Origin of the sequence: Tunturiibacter gelidiferens, from assembly GCF_051013345.1 — a bacterium.
GTDB classification, from domain to species: Bacteria; Acidobacteriota; Terriglobia; order Terriglobales; family Acidobacteriaceae; genus Edaphobacter; species Edaphobacter gelidiferens_A.
This window is the reverse complement of record NZ_CP132939.1, coordinates 6552757-6572782: the sequence shown is the minus strand read 5'-3', so window position 1 is coordinate 6572782 and position 20026 is coordinate 6552757. Positions and strand designations below refer to the sequence as shown.

General features: G+C 55.8%; 10 protein-coding genes and 2 pseudogenes. 7 read left to right on the top strand and 5 right to left on the bottom strand.

Translation table 11 applies throughout. The annotated features are described in order from the left end of the window. Positions 1–416 precede the first annotated feature (416 nt). Both RBB80_RS33220 and RBB80_RS33215 read right to left on the bottom strand, forming a co-directional pair. Positions 417–692 (bottom strand): hypothetical protein, encoded by a 276-nt coding sequence (locus tag RBB80_RS33220; RefSeq protein WP_433966320.1) that lies wholly within the window; start codon positions 690–692, stop codon positions 417–419. Between the two features lie 732 nt (positions 693–1424). Further along, entirely contained in the window at positions 1425–1688 is a 264-nt protein-coding gene (locus tag RBB80_RS33215; protein ID WP_433966319.1) for a hypothetical protein, read from the bottom strand. 609 nt (positions 1689–2297) lie between these two features. Between RBB80_RS33215 and RBB80_RS33210 the strand changes: the two genes are divergently transcribed. The 3 genes and pseudogenes from RBB80_RS33210 to RBB80_RS33200 all read left to right on the top strand — a co-directional run bounded on the left by RBB80_RS33210 (position 2298) and on the right by RBB80_RS33200 (position 6750). Continuing rightward, positions 2298–3953 (top strand): S53 family peptidase, encoded by a 1656-nt coding sequence (locus tag RBB80_RS33210; RefSeq protein ID WP_433966318.1) that lies wholly within the window; start codon positions 2298–2300, stop codon positions 3951–3953. After that, a complete protein-coding gene (locus RBB80_RS33205) occupies positions 3911–5881 on the top strand; it encodes an Ig-like domain repeat protein (protein WP_433966317.1) in 1971 nt (656 codons plus the stop codon). The genes RBB80_RS33210 and RBB80_RS33205 overlap by 43 nt, the downstream gene beginning before the upstream one ends. Positions 5882–6052: 171 nt before the next feature. Then, positions 6053–6750 (top strand): annotated as a pseudogene (locus tag RBB80_RS33200) (IS6 family transposase). Positions 6751–8881: 2131 nt separating this feature from the next. Here the strand turns inward: RBB80_RS33200 and RBB80_RS33195 are convergent. Continuing rightward, a complete protein-coding gene (locus RBB80_RS33195; RefSeq protein WP_433966316.1) occupies positions 8882–9907 on the bottom strand; it encodes an IS110 family transposase in 1026 nt (341 codons plus the stop codon). Between the two features lie 877 nt (positions 9908–10784). Here RBB80_RS33195 and RBB80_RS33190 point away from each other — a divergent pair. Continuing rightward, positions 10785–12452, top strand: a complete 1668-nt coding sequence (locus tag RBB80_RS33190; protein WP_433966315.1) for a peroxidase family protein — start codon at positions 10785–10787, stop codon at positions 12450–12452. Between the two features lie 191 nt (positions 12453–12643). Here RBB80_RS33190 and RBB80_RS33185 read toward each other — a convergent pair whose 3' ends face one another. Next, complete coding sequence (locus tag RBB80_RS33185) at positions 12644–14767, bottom strand: hypothetical protein (RefSeq protein ID WP_433966314.1); 2124 nt, start codon at positions 14765–14767, stop codon at positions 12644–12646. Between the two features lie 184 nt (positions 14768–14951). Between RBB80_RS33185 and RBB80_RS33180 the strand changes: the two genes are divergently transcribed. From RBB80_RS33180 to RBB80_RS33170, 3 genes are all read left to right on the top strand, one after another. Next, entirely contained in the window at positions 14952–15584 is a 633-nt protein-coding gene (locus RBB80_RS33180; protein ID WP_433966313.1) for a hypothetical protein, read from the top strand. Positions 15585–15908: 324 nt separating this feature from the next. Then, a complete protein-coding gene (locus RBB80_RS33175) occupies positions 15909–17039 on the top strand; it encodes a TIGR03118 family protein (RefSeq protein WP_433966312.1) in 1131 nt (376 codons plus the stop codon). A gap of 569 nt (positions 17040–17608) precedes the next feature. Further along, positions 17609–18880, top strand: a complete 1272-nt coding sequence (locus tag RBB80_RS33170) for a carboxypeptidase regulatory-like domain-containing protein (RefSeq protein WP_433966311.1) — start codon at positions 17609–17611, stop codon at positions 18878–18880. A gap of 123 nt (positions 18881–19003) precedes the next feature. On the opposite strand, the pseudogene RBB80_RS33165 reads toward RBB80_RS33170, so the two are convergent. Then, a pseudogene (locus RBB80_RS33165) lies at positions 19004–19948 on the bottom strand (IS30 family transposase); the annotation flags it as partial. Positions 19949–20026 lie beyond the last annotated feature (78 nt).

The window sequence follows — 20026 nt, the reverse complement described above, 5'->3', positions numbered from 1 at the left end:
TCTGGCGATGCTCCCTGGACGTGTGTTCCACGCCTCGGACAAGGCCGTCTTGCCAGGGCGACCAACCGTACTCTGTCGCCTGCATGCCTATCGGATGCCCACTCTCCATGCCCCCGGCTCGCTATCTGCATCGCTTCTCATCAGCCACTCCAATCAGCAGCGCGATTGAAAACCCATAGCCCCAAACATCCTGCCCCGACCCCACCACCGGCTTCCTCCTCACGGCTCTATCCGAACCGCTCCCCGAAGAGGCCGTCTCGCCTTGGATCATGTGCAGGTGGAGTGGTTCCGATAGAGTCCTACCGTGATACGGCAAGAATAGATAAGTTATCGGGCCGACTGAAGGTTTGTCCGGTGCGCTTTAGGCGTTTGCTGCTCGGACGGAAAAGTGATCTTACAGAGAGCCGCGAGGTGGGTTATTCCGGCGAATCGGTGTGAAGAATGCCGAGCTTCTGTGCCTCATTCTGGCTAATTTCCAGAGACGACGCGTGGCCGTTGTGCACTTCGTCCAAAGCCTCTCTCGACCGATCAATTTTTACGCCGGCAGCCTCGAGCGCGGTTGCCATTGCTCCTTCGCTGGCGAAGCTACGTGTCAGTCCGCTAAAGCCCTCCAGGTCGGGTTGAACGGGGCATGAGGCGATCCATGGACCGTCTGGAGATTCGTGACGGAAATGGAGAGAGAATGTATGCATAAATCCTCCTGATTACTGTCATTATGATGCGTAGGAAAAGATAGGAGAATACTTAACGGAACGAACGGAACGAACTATCCGGGCTTTCCTGCTCTCTGTCCAGACTGCATTTGTGAGGGCGGCTGGCTTGTCGGGTGACATAAGCTGCTCCTTCGTACGCACGCCGTCGGGTATTGGCCGAGGGTCCTGGGGGAGACCGATGAATCCACTTTGGAACATTCCAAGAAGAGCGGTCTTGCTCAGAAATGAACTGAGGGTCTCCATAAGGCCGCTCACAGGGGGGACGTTCTGCTCTACGATTGCATTTCACCCTGGAGGACAAGAGCCGGCATCCGAATCAAACGGGAATGACGCCGGTGAATTCTGAAAGAATACGCTTATCTTCAGCCTTCGTGTCAAGCGCTCCAGGAAGTCCAGTTTTCAGTATTGGCCCACCGAATTGAAGGGAGAGCGTGGGAGTAACCGTCACCCGGCGTAACTCACCTAGATCACCGAGTTGAGAATTTTGAAGCGCCATTCCGCATGTGCTTGCGCCGCAATATGTCTGGTGGTCGCGCGCGATATTGAAGTCAGATCGAACCGAGCTCTTCGCGCCCCTGCATGAGTTGGGGCGCCGATGCAGCACTGTCCAGCCGGATTGTCGGCCACTCTTCAATAACCGGATTGGAAGAGTAGACCGTGATCCTCCCTCAATCTTCGACGAAGCGCGCTGAGGGTTGAATTTCTCTGGAATCAAAATTGAAAGACGACTGGCAGATATGGCATGAAATCCGCAATCTCTTTGCGCCAGCTGCCGTCGAATTCAATTTCGAGGAGAGATTCTTCTCCATCGTGCGATGAAAGAATTCCACTCTTGACCATGCTCTGAGACGCGGTGGAGCGAAGTGGCACGGGGGTAGTCAGAGTTAAGTTAGTGATCTCACGAATGCCAATCGGATGCTCTACAAACCGCTGTTCACGATCCAACCGTCGCATGAATCCCAGGTAGATCCACATCGGCTCCTCAACTCGGAGGATGAATGACCAAACCGCACCTTACTCTCCTGAACTCGAACGGACACCGTCCTGATCGAACCGAAACCGCGGCACCGCATCCAGACGGAGTCTGAATTCCTGACGAGTGAGAGAAACAACTCAACATCTCTAAACCTATCGGCAGGTGAAGCGTAAGCGTCCGCCAAGCACCGTGTTGACGTCATGCGAAGAGTCCTCTACCAGCTTCATGTAATAGGCCGCAGTTGCGCGCCGTGTCTATTATCACGACAAATTGTTACTGCAGATTCAAGAAATATGAGGGCGCTGCTATGCGTCTAGCGTTTCGCTTTCCCTGAGTGCCAATCTTCCGGTTTTTTCTCGCGCTAATTCGCCAGGTCCATGCATAGATTTCGTACTCCCTGATGCGCATGGACCAACCCTTAATCTACCCACGCACTCCCCCGAGGTCAGTTGATGAAAGTTAGTTCTTGTAAAGTAACGAAATTCGTTACCGGTATGGCCGGTGTTTTGCTTACTCTTGCATCTTTCGCACATGCCCAGATCAAGCCGAAGATTATGCAAGCGGTTGATCCCTCTCAGAGAAAGACGTTAGCCGGCACGGTACATCCCATGGCCAATACCGCAAGCGATCAAGGCAGAGTAGATGCGAGTTTGGCGATGAAAGACATGCTGCTCACGCTGCGGCCGTCGGCTGATCAGGCAGCTGCGCTAAAGAAATACGTTGATGATCTGCACAATCCCGACTCCCCGAACTTCCACAAGTGGATTACTCCTGCACTCTATGCAGAACAGTTTGGCGCCAACGCTGCGGACGTCGAGATAGTGAGCAGCTGGCTTACTTCGAATGGATTTTCGGTGGACGAAGTTTCACACGGCAAGAACTGGATCCGGTTCAGCGGCAATGCAGCGCAGGTCGAGAATGCATTCCAGACACAGATCCATCAATATTCCATCAGTGGCTTAAAGAAATACGCCAATGCCACGAATCTGTCGATTCCCGCTGCGCTCGAGCCTGCTGTCACCGGAGTGGTCAGCATAAACAATTTTCTCTCCAGCCCGCAGCACACACCTCCAGGCAAGGTCGCGCGCAATCAGGCGGGGAAATTGGTGCGCATGGCCGACACCAGCGCAGGGCAAACGCCATTCTCCTCGGAGTTTACGAATCCCACCCAGACCGAAGCATTCCTCATGCCGGGTGACTTTTCGAAGATCTACGATGCACAGAGTGTAGTCGCGAATGGCATCGATGGATCTGGGGTCTCGATCGCGGTCGTGGGTCGCTCCGATATCAGCATGTCGGATGTCGAAGCCTTCCGCACCATCGCAGGCTTGCCCTTTAATGACCCCACAGTGATTTACGCAACAACAGATCCCGGCGTGGTTTCGGGCGACGATGTGGAGGCCTCGCTCGACCTGGAATGGGCGGGCGCGATCGCTCCCAAAGCTAAAATCGCTTACGTCGTTGGCGCTACCACCAGCACCACGGACGGTGTAGATATATCAGCGGCCTACATCGTCGATAAGGCGCTTGCGCCCATTATGACCGTGAGCTTCGGCTTGTGCGAAGCCGATATGACGGATTCGCAAATTGGGTTCTACCATCTGCTCTGGCAGCAGGCAGCGGCGGAGGGCATTACGGTATTTGTCTCCTCAGGCGATGCCGGATCCAGCATGTGCAATAACCCATCCAATTTGAGCACGGTCTATAGCTTTGGCGTCAGCGGCCTTGCCTCTACGCCCTACAACGTTGCTGTCGGTGGCACGGAATTCAACGACGTCAACCTCGCCACCTATTGGAACGCGAGCAATACAAACGACCTATCCTCCGCCAAGGGCTACATCCCGGAAGCAGTGTGGAACGAATCCTGTGCGTTCGGCCTCCCGCAGAGCATCACCAACTGTAACTTCGCATTCCATGGCTCCTCATTTGCGGGCGGTGGTGGCGTCAGTTCCTGTGCAAGCCGTACTACAGACGATACCGAAACGGAGTTCTGTGCGGCCGGTTATGCCAAGCCCTCGTGGCAGGCAGGCCCGGGCGTTCCGCAGGACGGAGTGCGCGATCTCCCGGACGTTTCTCTTGCAGCCGCCGGTGGACATGACGGCTACATCATCTGTGTCGAAGGTAGCTGCCAGTGGACCAAGAACAGCGACGGCTCCATTACCCTGCAACAGGCCTCAATCGTCGGTGGCACCTCGGCGGCCTCCCCTCCATGGCCAGCATCATGGCTCTCATTGAGCAGAAGCACGGTCAGTTCCAGGGCGTAGCCAACTACCAGCTCTATCAGTTGGCAGCCGCAGACAAGGATCAAAGCTGCGACTCAAGCCAACTCACCAGCCCGACGCAACCCACCACCTGCATCTTCCACGACATCACCCTCGGATCGAATGCGGTGCCGTGCCTTCACGGTGCGCCAGATTGCCAGGGGCCCGATTCGCCTGTACCGGTTGGTAGATCTCTTCCGCCGGCGAAGTTCCTTCCCAACAGTTTTACGGACGGCTACGCTTCGACAGGAGGCTATGACCTTGGAACTGGCCTCGGATCGGTGGACGTCGCCAACCTCGTAGAGGGATGGGGTAAGCGCAGAACCTTCCATTCGAAGACCACGCTAAACCTCTCTCAAACCACCTTCCCGCACGGCACGTCCGTTACTCTTTCCGGTATGGTCACCGGAGCCCGCGGCGGAACTCCTTCCGGAGAAGTACTCCTTACTGCGAACACCACCACCGGAGCGCCTCAGAGTACGCCCCTGGTCTCCGGAGCTTATAGTGCAAGCACCATCAATCTGCCGGGCGGGCAATACACTCTCACTGCGGAGTACTCCGGCGACAGCGTCTTTGGCGCCAGTTCCTCGCGACCCGTCTTCGTTACAGTGACTCCCGAAAACAGCGTTCTAACCGGGACGAGCTTCGCCCAGAGAGTTCTTCTCAGACATTTTTCTCCGATCGTGGTTCCATCGACCACTGGTCTACTTGGGGAGCCGTTCTGGCTGCAGTTCCAGGTGAATGGGGTATCGGGCTCAACGGACGGGACCGGCACGATCAAGTTGTCTCAGGGAAACAAGGTAATTGGCACGTATCCCGTGAGCAGCAGCGGCCAGATCTATGTCCAGTGCGGACCTAACACACCATGCGATTACGGGCTCGGAACGTATACCTTCAAGGCAGACTATTCCGGCGGCAGCAGCTTCAACCCAAGCAGCACCACGCTCGCCTTCGAGATCGTCCCGGGCTTCGTGTTTGCCGATACCAGGGCCAACACCATTACTCCGGTTGCGGGCAGCCGGGATATCGCTTTCGTCACGTTCCGTGGCCCATTGGGGCCCACGACCATTCAGCCTACCGGAGTGGTCACTCTCACTCGCGACGATACCGGCGCCGTTCTGGGCACGGGCACGATTGACAACACCGGTACGGCAACGATTCCGTTCAACTCGCCCGCAGGAGAGTACTTCCTGACTCCGAACTACGCCGGCGATGCAAACTACATCGTTGTATACCCGGGTTCTTTGCAGTCGATCCGAACAACCGATGGCAACAGCGGAACCCAACCGGTGAACATCAGCGTCAACCTGGGTAAACCATCGTTTTCGTTGGGCGAACGGAGCTCGTTCTCTGTTGCCGTAGCGCCGGCAACTAAGGGCGGCACGGCTCTCCCCACAGGCACCGTCACGCTGTTTTCAAACAACGGCCAGCTCAGCGGCCAGGTTGTACTCGCTGGGGGCAAGGCGACTGGCATAGTCGAGTGGGACGCTGTCGGAACACAGGGCGTTTATGCGGTCTATGCGGGTGATACCAACTTTGCCGTTGGCAGCAGCGCACCAGTATCCGTCAACGTGGCGCAGGGTGTGCCAACGGTTACGGTACAACCCAGGGATAACGTTGTGGGGGTTCGGGAGGAAACAAGCATCACCGCTTTGTTGACCAGCTCCGCGGCCTCGACAAATGTCAAGGCGCCTACCGGCACCATTCAATTATTCGATGCCGAGGACGGCGGTAGACCTCGTGCGATCGGCTTCCCACAGGTCGTGATAGGTGAAAATGGCGCACTGGGTGCAACATTCGCCACCACGTTGCCGAAAGGCGTGAATGTCATCACTGCGGTCTATTCCGGTGATGCGAATTGGAAGAGTGTTGTCTCCGCTCCCTGGGTTATCGACGTCAAGAGACATAGGGGGTCAGACGACGACCAATAATCGGCGGGGCCGGCACTCGCCAGCCCTCAACAAGAAAGGTGGCAGCCCTCAAAGGGCTGCCACTTTTTTGGCTCTGGTGCAAATAGCGAGAGTGTGTGAGATGGAAGCGGTCGAGCGATTCGGCTGACCTGGCATTGTCAACTTGCGCACGAAACCTGAAACACTGGTGCCATGAAGAGTGATTGCTTTCGTTACTCCGGCTATGGTTTCCCTTCCCAGATCATCAGCTATGCGGTGTGGGCTTATCACCGCTTCTGCCTGAGTTTCCGGGATGTCGAAGATCTTCTCGCCGAGCGCGGCATCATCGTATCCTATGAAACGATCCGGCAGTGGTGTGAGAAGTTCGGTCTCGACTATGCTCGGCGGTTGAAGCGACGAGAGGGACGGCTGGGCGACCACTGGCATTTGGATGAAGTCTTCATTCGAATCAACGGCCAACAGCGGTATTTGTGGCGCGCCGTGGATCAGGACGGCGACGTGATCGACATTCTGGTCCAGCCGCATCGTGATCAGCGCGCCGCAGAGCGATTTTTTCGAAAACTCGTGCGTGGCCAGGGTTCGGAACCACTGCAGATCATCACCGACAAATTGAGAAGCTACTCCGCTGCCATGCGAAGCATCTTCAGCAACGCGACTCACAGGGTGGAGCGGTAGGCCAACAATCGCGTCGAAGCCTCGCATCAGCCGACGCGCCAACGGGAACGGCAAATGCGCCGATTCAAATCCGACAGGCACGCACAACGTTTTCTCTCCCTCCATGATGCCGTCCGAAATCTGTTCCGAGTGGGCCGACACTTATGAGGTCTAGCAATCACCGGCTCCTGCGATCGCGGTCATTCGCGGTCTGGCAGGAAGTGACCGTGGCCTAAGCCAGCGCAAGACCCGCAGCGTTCCCAGCTCAGAATGTCCCTCAACGTCTTAAGTTGACAATGCCCTGACGCAACATGAAAGGCTCCGTATCATCTGGGATAGGATCAACCCCGGTCACTTCAGCCTCAGCCACTACGTCGCGTTTTGGAAACATTACATCCTTCGTCGATTTCATCTCAAACCTCTTTGCAGCTGTCGCAGCCCTCGCCATGCTCGACGAGCGCCATGTAGCAGGCAGTTGTGTCTGTGATGCGGTCTGACGGCTCCTCGGTGCCTCGGCGGTTGACTTCCTTCACCAGAACTGATCAGGAACGCCTGAACCAGCATCGTTCCTCCGCGGAAAGCCTGTCCCGTTTTCCTTGTGTCATAAACACCACCTTTAGAAAAATGATTCATATCAGATGGTGTTGCATCGACCCGTTGGACCGCCGGACTTTGCAGGCACAACAAGATCCAACTTGACGTCTCGGCGTCACTTCCCCGTCAGCCATTGAACCGAAGAATTATACTTTTGGCGGTATGAACCCACGTCTCAGAATTGCCTTAAAGTCGCTGCTGGTGTTGCCTGTGCTGGTGGTCAACATGTTCGCGGCAATGGTGACGATGGAATTCTCTACATTGCTAGACCGTTCACTGATCGCAAGGGTCTCCACACTCGGCTTCAGGCATTCCACGCCGTTACTTCTACGGCCATTGCATCTGCTAGTTATGCTGGTTGTAGCGCTGTTGTTGGTGTTGCCTTCCACGCTAGTTGTCGGTCTTGCTCTTCGCGTTCGCCCGAGGGTGTGTTTGCCTTGGGGTTTCTCAACTGCGGCGCTATCGACTGCCATCTTCGTCTGGTTTGTGTCGCCTGGCGGAAGTCAACCCATAGCTCGGTGGGTCGCTGGTGACGTTGTCGCCGTAGTGATTGGCGGCATTGCCATTGCGCTTCTAACATCGCAGAGACCCCGAGCGCACGCTATCGCGAACGTTCTGGGAATCCTTATGTTGTTTGTCCCATCGCTTAGTGCGCTCGCACATTCCAAAAAGTACCCTCCCGAAGCACAAAAAGTATGGTCCACGGTTCTACAGGAACAGACATGGCAGGGCGTGAACACAGGATCGGAATATGCCGCAACGCGCCACGTCGTTTTTGCGGGAGACCGAGTGTTGGCAGTCTTTGATTCAGGTTCGGCAGGGTACGAAGGAAAGTGGCCCCTGTCTAACTACCGTCTTCTGTCCTTAGATCTGAGGACGGGGACAAAGAAGAACGAGATAAATTTCGCGGGGCGCTGGGGCACAATGCCGTACATCTACGCGACAAATGATGATCGCATAGATGTACAAAGCAGCCCGCCGCGCGTACTCAATCCGGACCTTAGTTCCGCTAATGGGTCTGCGTCTGCATCCGCCCCAAGTACTTCGAGCACAGACGCAACGGGGCTGAAAGCGCTTGGCAGATGCGAATTTAGTCCAGGGATTTCAGCGAAAGTAAAAAGCTGGCAGTTCGGATGCAGCACCATAAAGATCGTGGATCGCGACGGTAGGGTGTTGGCGGAACAGCCTGTAGTTGATGGATTTGGTGGGTTTGCTGGCGCAAGTAGGGACGGCAGCCGATTCGCACTTGAATCCAGCGAAGCGGAGGGTGACCCTTCGTTTCTTCTGTACGAGCACTTCACAATTTATGACGGCAACACGGCTAATGCTGTTGCGATGGTACCGATCACTAATCTTCCAGAGCGTCGGTCGTGGTCCGCATTCTCGCCCGATGGGAAGTATTTTGCAGTTGGGAATCCCAATAGTCTGAGCTTGTATCGGGTTCCATAGCGATTATTTTTGCCCTCTCCCAAAACAGGTGGTGTAGCTCACGATAAACGGGGTTTCTATGAGCAGGTCACTGGCGTCAAGTGTTTTTTGTTTTTCCCTTCATAGCGTCTTTGCCTTTGTTGATGTTTGTTGTGGTTGTTCCGCGTTGTTATTCTCCGCCGTGTTTCTATTCGCACTTTGAGTGAGCCGTTCGTGGCTCTGTGTCGGGTTGGGGTCAGAAGGAGAAGTCGATGCTGCCAGTTTTCGGCCGGCCTTGTGAAGGCCCAACCCGACACGCAGTCATCGGGACGCGGGGTTTAGCAACAGGGCACATAATTCGGATACTCAGGCAGCTACTGCATAGAACGGGATGTACGGCTCTTGCGTGACCCAGATGCGATGAAGCAGTACTGCGAGCTTGCGAGCGACGGCGACGATGGCTCGATTCCGAGACTGCTTGCTTCCACGCGATGCCAGATGCAGGCCCCACTGCCGCAGGGTTGAGTCCCGTCCATGCGGCCCGAGCACATGGTTGGCGCACTCGACTAGCAGAGACCTGAGGTAGATATTGCCAGCCTTGGTGATGCCGAGCTGCGGGTCGTGGTTCCCGGACTGCCTGCGTCTCGGCCGCAGGCCGAGATAACAGCCCACATCGCGACTTCGCGCGAAGCGTTCCTTGCTGCCCAGCGTCAGAACGTACGTCAGTGCTGTGAGCTGGCCGACGCCATAGACTTTGATCAGCGCCTGCGTCTCCGGGTACTCCGTCTCCGTCAGCTGTTGGATCAGATGGTCATAGTGCTTGATCTTTACCGTCATGGTGGCGATCTGTTCGAGCACTGGGCCGAGTGCCAGAGCCAGACCCGGGGGCAGCACGGCCATGCACCGCTTGGCGAAGCACAAGGTGGAAGAGGCTGGTAGGCGATAGCCGCAGGGCTTAGCCAACCCGCGCACCGAGTTCACCGCCGCCGTCCGCAGCCGAACGATCAGGTTGCGGGCACGGATCAAGGTCAGTGCTTCCTGCTGAGCGACCGTACGATGGGCAATCGGACGCAGGATCTTCGGATCGAGCCGCGCGTATCGAGCCAGCTTCTCCGCATCCACCTGATCGCTCTTCCGATCGCTGTGCGAGATCGCACGCAGTTCGCGCACGTTCGCAACGATCACTTCGTGACCCAGTTCCTGAAGCTGTTCGCTGATCCAGATCGAATGCGTACCAGCTTCCATCGCGATCCGCACCGGAGGCAGATCGGTAAACCACTTCTCGACTCCCGATGGGCTGGTACGAAATCGGCCCCGGCCCACAACTTCTCCATCTTCGTTGAGCGTGCAGTAATGGCTCCAGACATCCCCAAGGTCGATCCCGATCGTCATCCCGACCCTGGAGCTTCTGCGTGGTACTTCCGCGACAAGGTGCTGCGTAGGATTTTTCATGGGCAATAGTCTCTCCGATTCGCTAGACCTGCTCATCCCATTTTTCGGAAACTACGTCTTCCGGGCCCACTGGGGTGACTTGCCGAAAACTGGGATTTGTCGGGACAGTCTAGTCGGAGAAGCCAGCTGCGCTTACAGCATTCTTTGCGTGGCCTCAGGGGCCGCTCTGCCCTGCGCTCGTTGGATATTTCTACCGCATTTGTGCCGTTCATGGGGGTAATTTTTCTTCCTTCTACGAACTTTCTTCGCTAACGCTCAATGTTCCATTTTGTATATGGTCGCATCTTGTTATTTGGGATGAACTTATCTGGCGATTGCGTTTGGCTGTGTGATTGCACTGACCGCTACATTCCGAAACTCGATTGTGAGACAACTCAGAGACAGGTTGAGGCTCAGCAGAGTCGCGGCCTCGCTCTATATTCTGGACTGCATGTCTATTCAAGCAGTCCAGTCGCTTCAATGCCCTGAACGACGTTCAGGCTGCCTTATAGAGACGATTGGCTCACGTGGCCATTGAGACACTCATACGCCAGGTGGGAGATTTCAGACGATTCGAACTCCTGTGTGTTTATGGTCGCATCGCGTTCCAGAGTTTCTCCGCGTATGCACACCTTCGAACCCTTATTAGATGCCGTGGTACACGGGCAGCATCGAGCGTCTGGCGGTTGTTCCTCCACCACGCACGCTTTGATCAACTGCGCCACCACAACGCGCCAAGGATGCCTCGCGCCCTTCATGCCTTCCTCAATGTTCGTCTGACGTGCATGCAGGTCCTTAAAGCCACCGCTAACCGATTTTTGAGAGGTTGGAAATTGCCATGTCGATTAATATCCGTATTATCTATATCGCGTTCTTTTTATTATTTGCCGCAGCTGCGGATGGATTCACACAGGTTCAGCCTGCCCAACAGGGAGTTCAGACTGAGTTATTAAGCGAATTTCGGCCCATAGGGGGCATCGGAAATAACATCGTGCACTCTCGCCTGAATGCCGTTCCCAATTCGCCGGAGCTCGCACTCGCGCCTTTGAACTTCGCTCGCCGAACAAAGAACGGACTTGCCCCCGCACCCAATCCTCGCACTGTTAGCAACGTTATCGCCGGTGGTACCGGTGCGAATGGTCAAAATGCCGAGACTGAAGATCCCACTGCTTCCGCGTGGCTCTATGTCTTCGGACAGTTTGTCGATCATGACCTCGATCTCGAAGAGACGCCATTGACTTCTGCACCAATCAACATCATCGTGCCACCAGGAGATCCCGTGTTTACTGCTGGAACGACCATCGCAATGACCCGGGACACGCGAAGCCCGATCACGAACACGATCATCAATACTGTCGCCGGATACCTCGATCTTTCCCAGCTCTATGGTTCAACGACGGCGGTTGCAGCGAGCCTGATGAATGCGGACGGAACGTTAAAGAGCTCCAACAACGGACAAGCTCTTCCGATCGTGAACGATTCCTTCGTTACGGGAGATCCGCGCGTGATGGAGAATCCTGAGCTAACTGCACTCACGACTCTCTTCATGCGCGAACACAATTTCTGGGTCGGCTCCCTTAGAGCGACGCACCCTAATTGGACCGGGCAGCAGATATACAACATGGCAAAAGCGATTACAACTGCGGAGTACCAGAACATTGTGTATCAGGAGTTTGTGCCTCTTGTTGTCGGCACAGCTGTCGGACCTTACAAGGGATATGATTCGACGGTGAACGCACAGGTGACGCAGGAATTTTCGACAGCGGCCTTCCGTATGGGGCACTCGGAGGTATCCGACACCCAGGAGGGGATCGACAATAACGGGAATCTTGTCTTTAGCGAGTCCCTGGCGGAAGCGTTCTTCAACACGCCGGAGATCGATGAGGCAAACGGAATAGACCCACTGATACGCTCCATAGGAACGGACTTTTCACAAGCGACCGATGTGTACTCCGTAGGAGCTCTCCGCAACCTGTTGTTTGCTGGTTTGGTGGGCGGGGAGGTAGATCAGATGGACCTGATCGCGATCGATATTCGACGCGAGAGCGATGTAGGCCTCGGGACGCTCAACCAGACTCGGCGTGCGATCGGGTTGGCGCCCTACACCTCCTTCGCTCAACTGACCAGCGATCCGGTCCTCCAGAGGAACTTCCAGACTGTCTACGGAAATATCGGAAACGTCGACTTGTTCATGGGAGGCTTAGCCGAGAAGCACGCCGCCGGAGCCGTGGTGGGGTCTACCTTCCAGGCGATCATTGCGGACCAATTTGAAGCGCTCAGGGACGGAGATCGTTTCTTCTGGTTGAATCAAGGGTTTAATCAACAGTTGGCCGCTGCGATATCGCATACGACCCTTAGTGCGATCATCAAGCGAAACACCGACACGACGGCCACGCTCCAGCAAAATGTCTTCATCCAGAAGGCGCTTGGAACGTACGTCCATCAGCACGTCAATCCACCGAGCCATATTGATACGCATGGGCGCAAACCAGCTTTCCAAGACTGATTGACCAGAGAGGGAGGTGCGTTGTTCTAGGAACCCCGTGTCACTCGCTTTCCTGGAAGGCCTATTCGGAGTTGATCCGCTAGGCCTTCTCGGACACCTGCCCTTGGACTGCCCACGATTCGCCAGTCTGAGAGAATCTATTTTTGTGCGATGGCAGGGTTAGCATGACTGTCTGCCGGCATAAAGCAGTGCTAGAAGCGATCAAAATACATCCCACGTTTTCCCATGGTGAAGCACTCAAACCCAACCGTATTCGGCACTATCTTCGATTCAATGCCGCTCTCAAGAGACAGCATCCAGAGGCCCGGCTCGGTGGTCTTTGTATAGAAAATTTGTCTGCCGTCCGGCGACTCAAGCGCAATGGCCCCGTCATTCTTCGTCAGTCTCGTGGCTGGTCCTCCGCTTGCCGGCATTCTCCAGATCTGTTCTCCGCCTTCCCTTTCGGAACCGAAGTAGATCCACTCGCCATCATGCGACCAGCTAGGCATGTAGTTCTCTGTGAGCCCGGTGGTAAGTTGCCGGTAAGCTCCGGTTTCAACATTCACGATGTACAGATTGGCGTTCCCAGCCGGGCGGGAATGAAAGACAATCTCCTTGCCGTTTGGCGACCAATGTGCCCCCGCACTGATTGCTGCATGCAACCGGGTCAACTGGCGTTCGCCTGAGCCATCGCTGTTGGCAAGCCAAATCTCGGGATCACCCGAGCGATCGGATGTGAAGGCGATCAACCTCCCATCTGGCGAAAGCTGCGGTTGGCCGTCGGCGCGAGTTGAAGCTATGAGCCGGGTAGGCGCGGCGCTGTGATTCGGTGTCGGGGCGGAAGACGTCGAGTCGAGGCTGATGCGCCAGATGTTCAAGTCGGAAGCGCCGTTGGAATACACAAGGCGACTACTCGTCGCAGAAAACGCAATGGACCTACTGCCCTCTCCAACGCTCTCGACGAGCCGGGCGTCTGTATTGTGAAACGCCGCGATTCTCCAGATCCTCGATCCGGTGCCCGCTTCCTTTCTGATGAACAGGATTTCCTGCCCGTCCGCAGACCAGACCGGGTTTCTGGACCATCGGTTCCAGTGAGTCAGTTGCCGTGCTTCAACCCTTTCGCCCTCTTCGTTCGGAAGTTCGAGCACAAAGATATCCGCTACCGCCGGGCTGATGTACCGTGTAAAGGCCAGGTAACGTCCATCAGGAGAGAAAGATGGCTCAGCATCTGCGTCAAATTTGGAGGGCTCATAATTCAGGTTCTGCTTTAGGCCTGTCTTTACTGAGATCAGAATCAGCCGGTACATCGCCGAGAAATTGACATCCGTGGTGGCAATCCAGTTCCCATCGGGCGACCACGACACCCAGGTAGTATCCGTGTGGAGGAGATTAACTGCGATGGAGGCGAGTTTCCGCTCGTTTCCGCCTGAAGAGGGAATAATCATGACCGATGCCTCGGTCCCGGAACTGAGGCGAATGAATGCGATGCTCTCGCCGTCAGGGGACCAGGAGGGACTCATGTCGTTATACGACGCGGACGTCAGTCGAACCGCCTGTTCGGAACCGATCGCCTTCACCCAAATGTGATAGTGGCCCGCGTCTCCTTCGTTAAACGCATATGCCACCTGGTCTCCGTCGGGTGAAAAGCTGGGCTGTATCTCGTCGCCAGGATCGCTTGTCAGCGGAACCGCCGCAGGCGATGGTGATCCGAATCCGGCTGATTGGTTGCCGTAGCCTGTTCCGGCCCGAACCAGAGAACCAGACTCAGGCGAAGGTTTACGGCGAGCTTGCCATCCCCCGTAATGCAACAATGCCGCCCCTATCAGGAGAACGAATCCGGCAACAACGGCGACCCTTGCCCAGACTCGCGACTTGGTCCGCACGCTGACCTTTGCTGGCGGGTCCTCCGGCCCGTGGTCACCTCGCCGCGGGAGCATCCAGAGCAGAGAGGCAGTTAGGCGAAGCCTGAGAGATTCTCCCCATGACTTTGGGCCTGAACAGCTGGAAGGTGACTCGTAGTTTTCCTTCTCAGGTTCGGCTTCGGCTGCCACATTCGAAAAAGGTTCGCCAGCACCATTGACGCCATGTGATCCGAGATGGGATCTGGATTCCAACCAGGCGTCCAATTGGCTGGCGTATGCATAAACCGAGCCGCGCTGTTCGTGGAGCAGGCGATGAACGGGTAAGCCCTCTTTTTCCTCCCATCGCCGGACCGTCTTTTCGCTGCGATTGAGATATGAGGCGATTTCCTTCCAGGAATCCAGCCGTCTGCCGAGGGGCTCGCCGGACGAAGTTGCGTTTGAAGGATTCGATCGAGGCTGCTCGGTGTATGCCATTTCCCCATCCCCGAACAGGGGAAAGTATACATGCAAGAACGGTCATTAGCGGTCAAACGCGGTATGACCGCTTTTATCCGTTGCCGACGGCTCCATCTCCAAGTACAAACAAGCAGCTTCAAACGAGGGTATCCGTTGCCGTGTCCCTCGCCACCGGGTAGAGGCATTTTCAAAGGAGGGCACTATGAGAATCACAAAACTCAGGAAACAAATCCTAGTCAGTTTAGCGTTGATAGCGCTGTCGATCCTGGCTGTTCCTGCTGTGAAAGCCCAATGCGGGGCCTCGGCGCGTAAGGGCACTGCATTGGCTCCGGAACTGAAGAGCCTTCAAGAGCCGGCCGCACAGAATGAAGAAGATCTTTCAGACCGAGCGGGCTCACCCGAGGCGCGAACTGAGGAAAAGAACGATTCGATCGTTAGTATCCTCGGCTTTTGGAAGATAGTCGCCTACTCAGGCGGAGTGCTGAATGATGTTGGTTTCGAGCAGTTCAGTGCCGGCGGTACAGAGCTCGTAAACGATGTGGGTGCATTTAACGCGGGCAACAACTTTTGCATGGGTGCGTGGAAACAGGTTGGGCCGCGGAGCTACGACATTGTGCATCCGTTCTTTCTCTTCGACGGGACGAATGCCATCGGCGTTTCCATAGAAAAAGCACATATCGTCGTGAGCCGGGACGGTAAGAGGTTCAAGGGAACCTGGACTCAGGATAACTATGACCTCTCCGGCAATCTCACCCCGGGGACCCATTTTGATGGCACAATAACGGGCACGCGAATTGCCCCCGGATCCGAATATCCGTTCCCGTTGCCATTGTAAGACCGGGTGCGCTAAATAACACCCACATCTCAGAATCGAGATATGGGGCACCCGGCATTCTCCGGCATCCCTGCCAAAACCGGACGAAAACGGTCAAATGCGCGCCGTCCCTTTCTGTCCGTTGACGGTGGTCTCGGCAGGGGAGTAAAAAACAGCTTCATAGGTACCTTCCTCTGCGACGCCTATGGCCTTTCCCAAAAAGGGCTCGCGATTGTGCAGCAGTAATCAAGCCCTCTCCACCCCGACGGCCCGCTCAGGAAGGCTCTTTGTTGGAATCGGTTCCAACGACCGCGCGGTGAAAATCCAAAATGAAAGGAAAGCGCGATGAGAGACTCCATAACTTCGTTAGTTCTGGCGGTTGCTTTGACCGGCACGCTGACAGTGGGCGCGAAGCCCACCAACGCACAGTACAAACAGAAGAACCTGGTTTCAAATGCAGAAGGGCATGCAATCCACACCGATCCAAACTTAATCAATGGTTGGGGACTAGCGTTCTTTCCTCATGGTCCATTCTGGGTTGCGGACAATGGCACCGGAGTGTCCACCATTTACGGACGCCATGGCAAACCGAACCCCTTGGTAGTAACGATTCCTGCTGCGCCGGGTCTGGCTATCGGTTCGCCTACGGGCATAATGGCGAATCCGACCTCCGAGTTCGTCATTTCAAAAAACGGCAAGTCGGCCCCTGCACTGTTCATCTTCGACAGCGTTGACGGTACCATCAGCGGTTGGAATCCTGCAGTCGACCCCGACAATGCTGTTATCGTAGTCGACTTCTCGAAGACGAAACCGAAGAGGCGCTTTCCCGCGGCCTACTACGGCCTCACAGTTGGCACAAACGGCAAAGGACAGACGATTCTCTATGCTGCCGACGGAGGTATCAGCCTCGACATCAACAACGACGAGATTGATATGTTCGACGGCAACTTCAACTATCTAGGTTCCTTCACTGATCCGCACCCTCCTGACCAAATGGCCGTGTACGGCGTGCAAAACGTTCGCGGGAAACTCTATGTCCCGTTTGCTGGCTTCGGCCAGAATCAGGGCGGGGCAGTCGATGTTTTTGATACAGACGGCATACTACATCGACGTTTCGCAGAAAACTCTTCCGAAGGCCCATTGCAGGCACCCTGGGGTGTGGTGCTCGCTCCCCATGATTTTGGAATTTTCAGTAATGATTTGCTTATTAGCAATGTTCAGGGCGGCCGAATTAATGCCTTCGACCCGAAGACCGGTGCATTCCTCGGCGAGATGCGAAACAGGCGCGGCGACCCTATCGAGATCGATGGTGTTTGGGCGCTGGTATTCGGCACAGATCAGCACGAAAACGGCAGAACCAATCAACTCTTCTTCACTGCAGGTCCGGCCTTTCCTCCTCATACCGCGGAGTATGCTGACGGCTTGTTTGGCGTCATAACCGCCGTGGGTGATGATGACGATGATGATCGCGAGTAATGGCCGTAATTTGAAAATCTTCCGGACTCTGCTGCGTCTGCAGACCGGTTCTCCGCGAGATAGGCCTCAACCACATAATTGGCAGGGGCAGACATTCCTCACGGAGTGCTTCCGCGATTTAGCAACAGTTGAGAAGCCGGATGAACTTCCCATGTAGCAAGAGTGAGTATCGGTCCTAGCCCTGCGGACAGTACCAATAGTTGAGGTTGGAAGGCGGGGTGGAGTTGTTGGCGACCGGAGCATAGAGTCTAGAACTAGTGCAAAATCGCCACTGCAATTGTCGGAGGGTCAATCACGACCGACAAGTCGGCCAGTGTTTACAAATCCAGTCCACTTGGACGTAAAACCGGCTATCCGGAAAGGTGAACCGAACTGCGCGAAAACTCCGGCGTTTTCCGGGAACTAAGGGAGAGGCACTATACCCAGGCGCGACGAATTCAAAGCCTTCGATTGACCAGATGCAGCCTGAGAAACCCGACCTGGTCGGCACGAATCTCGAGAGCATTCTGCACTCGCCTCCGCTTAACCTTCCGTCTTGCGCTTCGCATGCAAGGACTTGATACTTTGCTATGAGCGCTCCGAGGATTCCTTGGGCTGGTTGCTTCGCCTGGATCGTAGCTGCGGCTCTGCTATGGTCATCGTCGTTCGCACACGCACAACAGAGCACGCCGGTGGCGACCGGTGGCACTGTGACGGGTCACGTCATCTGTGGGGATTCGCAGAGGCCTGCGAGGTTCGCGACGGTAGTGCTCTTCGGCGTTCCTGCAGAGATCACGCCTGCACCAAAGTCGGGAGCCACATCGGACGCCCGGATCAAGGATTCGGAAAAGGCAATGGGCGCCACTAGTATGGTGCAGTCACAAACAGACGTCGATGGAAATTTTTCCGCAGGTGGAGTCGCTCCAGGAGACTACTACGTGCTCGCCTCCGTGCCGGGATACGTGCAGCCGAAGAATATCCTACTGGCTGCGTACGAGGCTGGCGCAGATTTACGCAAGCCTATGCCCGGGATCACTGTTGTGCATGTTGTCTCGGAACGGCCTGTGCAGGCGAACTTGACCGTTGAGCGCGGCGCTGCTCTCTCAGGCAGGGTGATGTGGGATGACAGCAGCCCAGCTGCGCGGGTGCTCGTCTCCATCGTCCCAGCGAAGGCGAAGAATCAAGAGCTTCCGCCGCAGTTCGAAATGATTTCGTTTAGCGGCAGCCTAGAGGGGCTGCTCGCAGTCACCGACGACCTCGGACACTTCCGGATTGCGGGTATGCTATCGGGCGAATATTTCGTGAAAGGAACGCTACAGACAAATTCACGGATCGCGATACAGAAGGGTGTGATGAACCTGAAAGGGATGGAGTCGGACTCGCCGCTGACTGTCTTTGCGCCCGCCGCGTTTCATCTGGCCGACGCGAAGTCAGTCACCCTGCATACGGCAGAAGACCGCAACGATTTGGAGTTAACCATCAATCTCAGCGACATGCATACGGTGAGCGGGCGAGTAGCCTCAATCGAAGACCACCACGGCATCAACTCGGCAACAGTGAAGATCGAGGCGGCCCAGGATAAAGATTTTTCGCGCTATACCACTGTCGACGCTAACGGGAACTTCACCGTGACATTCGTCCCTCCGGGTACCTACAACCTTCTGGTGACCAACGCGACGGATGCGGAGCCTTCGAGAAATCAGCCCGCAGGGCCGCTCAAGGTTGCCTCAGACGCCTCGGTGCACAGCTATCAGGATGGCACGCTGGCTGTGATCGTAACCGACAGCAATTTGACGGGACAGGATTTGGAGCTCGTTCCAGCGAAGACGAGAAAGCCCGACTCCGATGACTTGAACCAGTGATAGCAGTGAAAGTACCTACGCCTATTGCAGACGCCGCTATGGTCAAAACGCAGGCTACTAGATTAGCTCGCTTCCAGTCGTCGGCAGTTTCGGTATCTGAACTGCCTGCAAAGTCAGGCGGTCTCAACCGGTCGGTGCAACCCTGGCTTGCAGTTTACTCGCCGGAGTTTCAAAGCCCAAAGTTTGTCGCGGGCGTTGATTGAGGCGCAGGGCTACCTTGTTGAGATCGGCTTGAGAGTGGACGGACAAGTCGGTCTTCTTGGGGAAGTACTGTCTTAATAGTCCGTTGGTATTTTCATTGGTGCCGCGCTGCCAAGGGCTCTGCGGATCACAGAAGTAGACCTTTACATTCGTGTCCACCGTGAAGCTCTTGTGTTTGGCCATCTCGTGGCCTCGGTCCCAGGTCAAGGAGCGCCGCAGGGTGGAGGGCAGTTTGAGCACGTGCTTGCTCAGCGCGGCGACGACCGTCGTTGTGTCTTTGCTGGGCACTTTGATGAGCATGGTAAAACGCGAATGTCGTTCCACCAGGGTTGCGATATGACTGTTTTTGCTGCCTGCGAGCAGATCGCCCTCCCAATGACCGGGAATAGCGCGGTCTTCAACCTCGGCAGGTCTTTGGCTAATAGAGATGGCATCGACGATCTGACCTCGATACTGTCCCGCAGCCCGCGAGTGCCGTGAGCGACGTATAAGCCGCTTGGACCTGAGGTGCTCAACCAGCTCTTTTTTCAGCACTCCGCGGGCCTGGATGAATAAGCTGCGGTAGATGGTTTCGTGGGACACACGCATGCTCTCGTTGCTGGAATAGTGGACCTTCAGCCATTTCGAAATCTGTTCCGGCGACCAGTCCAGGATCAGTTTACTGGCCACGATCGTCCGCAATGTCTCATGGTTCGCAAGAAGACACACCTTGGGTCGCAGAGCCGACTCCCAGGCCTGACGATCGGCTTCACTGGCTCGATAGAGTGGCCGGCCACCGTGACGCGACACCTCCCGGCTCACTGTCGACACAGCCCGTTGCAACCCGTTGGCTATCTCCCGAATCGACGAACCGGAATGTATGGTCCGCCGCCTTGTCGCAAGTGAAAAGTGAGAGTGACAGGTTGGTCTGCGCAAATGTATGCGGCCTTCGTTGGAGCAGTAGCT

What these genes read in the sequence shown, in the direction of transcription:
- RBB80_RS33220 (WP_433966320.1), bottom strand. Translation starts at nt 692, where the DNA reads ATGCATACATTCTCTCTCCATTTCCGTCACGAATCTCCAGACGGTCCA.
- RBB80_RS33215 (WP_433966319.1), bottom strand. Translation starts at nt 1,688, where the DNA reads ATGTGGATCTACCTGGGATTCATGCGACGGTTGGATCGTGAACAGCGG.
- RBB80_RS33210 (WP_433966318.1), top strand. Translation starts at nt 2,298, where the DNA reads ATGGCCAATACCGCAAGCGATCAAGGCAGAGTAGATGCGAGTTTGGCG.
- RBB80_RS33205 (WP_433966317.1), top strand. Translation starts at nt 3,911, where the DNA reads ATGGCTCTCATTGAGCAGAAGCACGGTCAGTTCCAGGGCGTAGCCAAC.
- RBB80_RS33195 (WP_433966316.1), bottom strand. Translation starts at nt 9,907, where the DNA reads ATGACGATCGGGATCGACCTTGGGGATGTCTGGAGCCATTACTGCACG.
- RBB80_RS33190 (WP_433966315.1), top strand. Translation starts at nt 10,785, where the DNA reads ATGTCGATTAATATCCGTATTATCTATATCGCGTTCTTTTTATTATTT.
- RBB80_RS33185 (WP_433966314.1), bottom strand. Translation starts at nt 14,767, where the DNA reads ATGGCATACACCGAGCAGCCTCGATCGAATCCTTCAAACGCAACTTCG.
- RBB80_RS33180 (WP_433966313.1), top strand. Translation starts at nt 14,952, where the DNA reads ATGAGAATCACAAAACTCAGGAAACAAATCCTAGTCAGTTTAGCGTTG.
- RBB80_RS33175 (WP_433966312.1), top strand. Translation starts at nt 15,909, where the DNA reads ATGAGAGACTCCATAACTTCGTTAGTTCTGGCGGTTGCTTTGACCGGC.
- RBB80_RS33170 (WP_433966311.1), top strand. Translation starts at nt 17,609, where the DNA reads ATGAGCGCTCCGAGGATTCCTTGGGCTGGTTGCTTCGCCTGGATCGTA.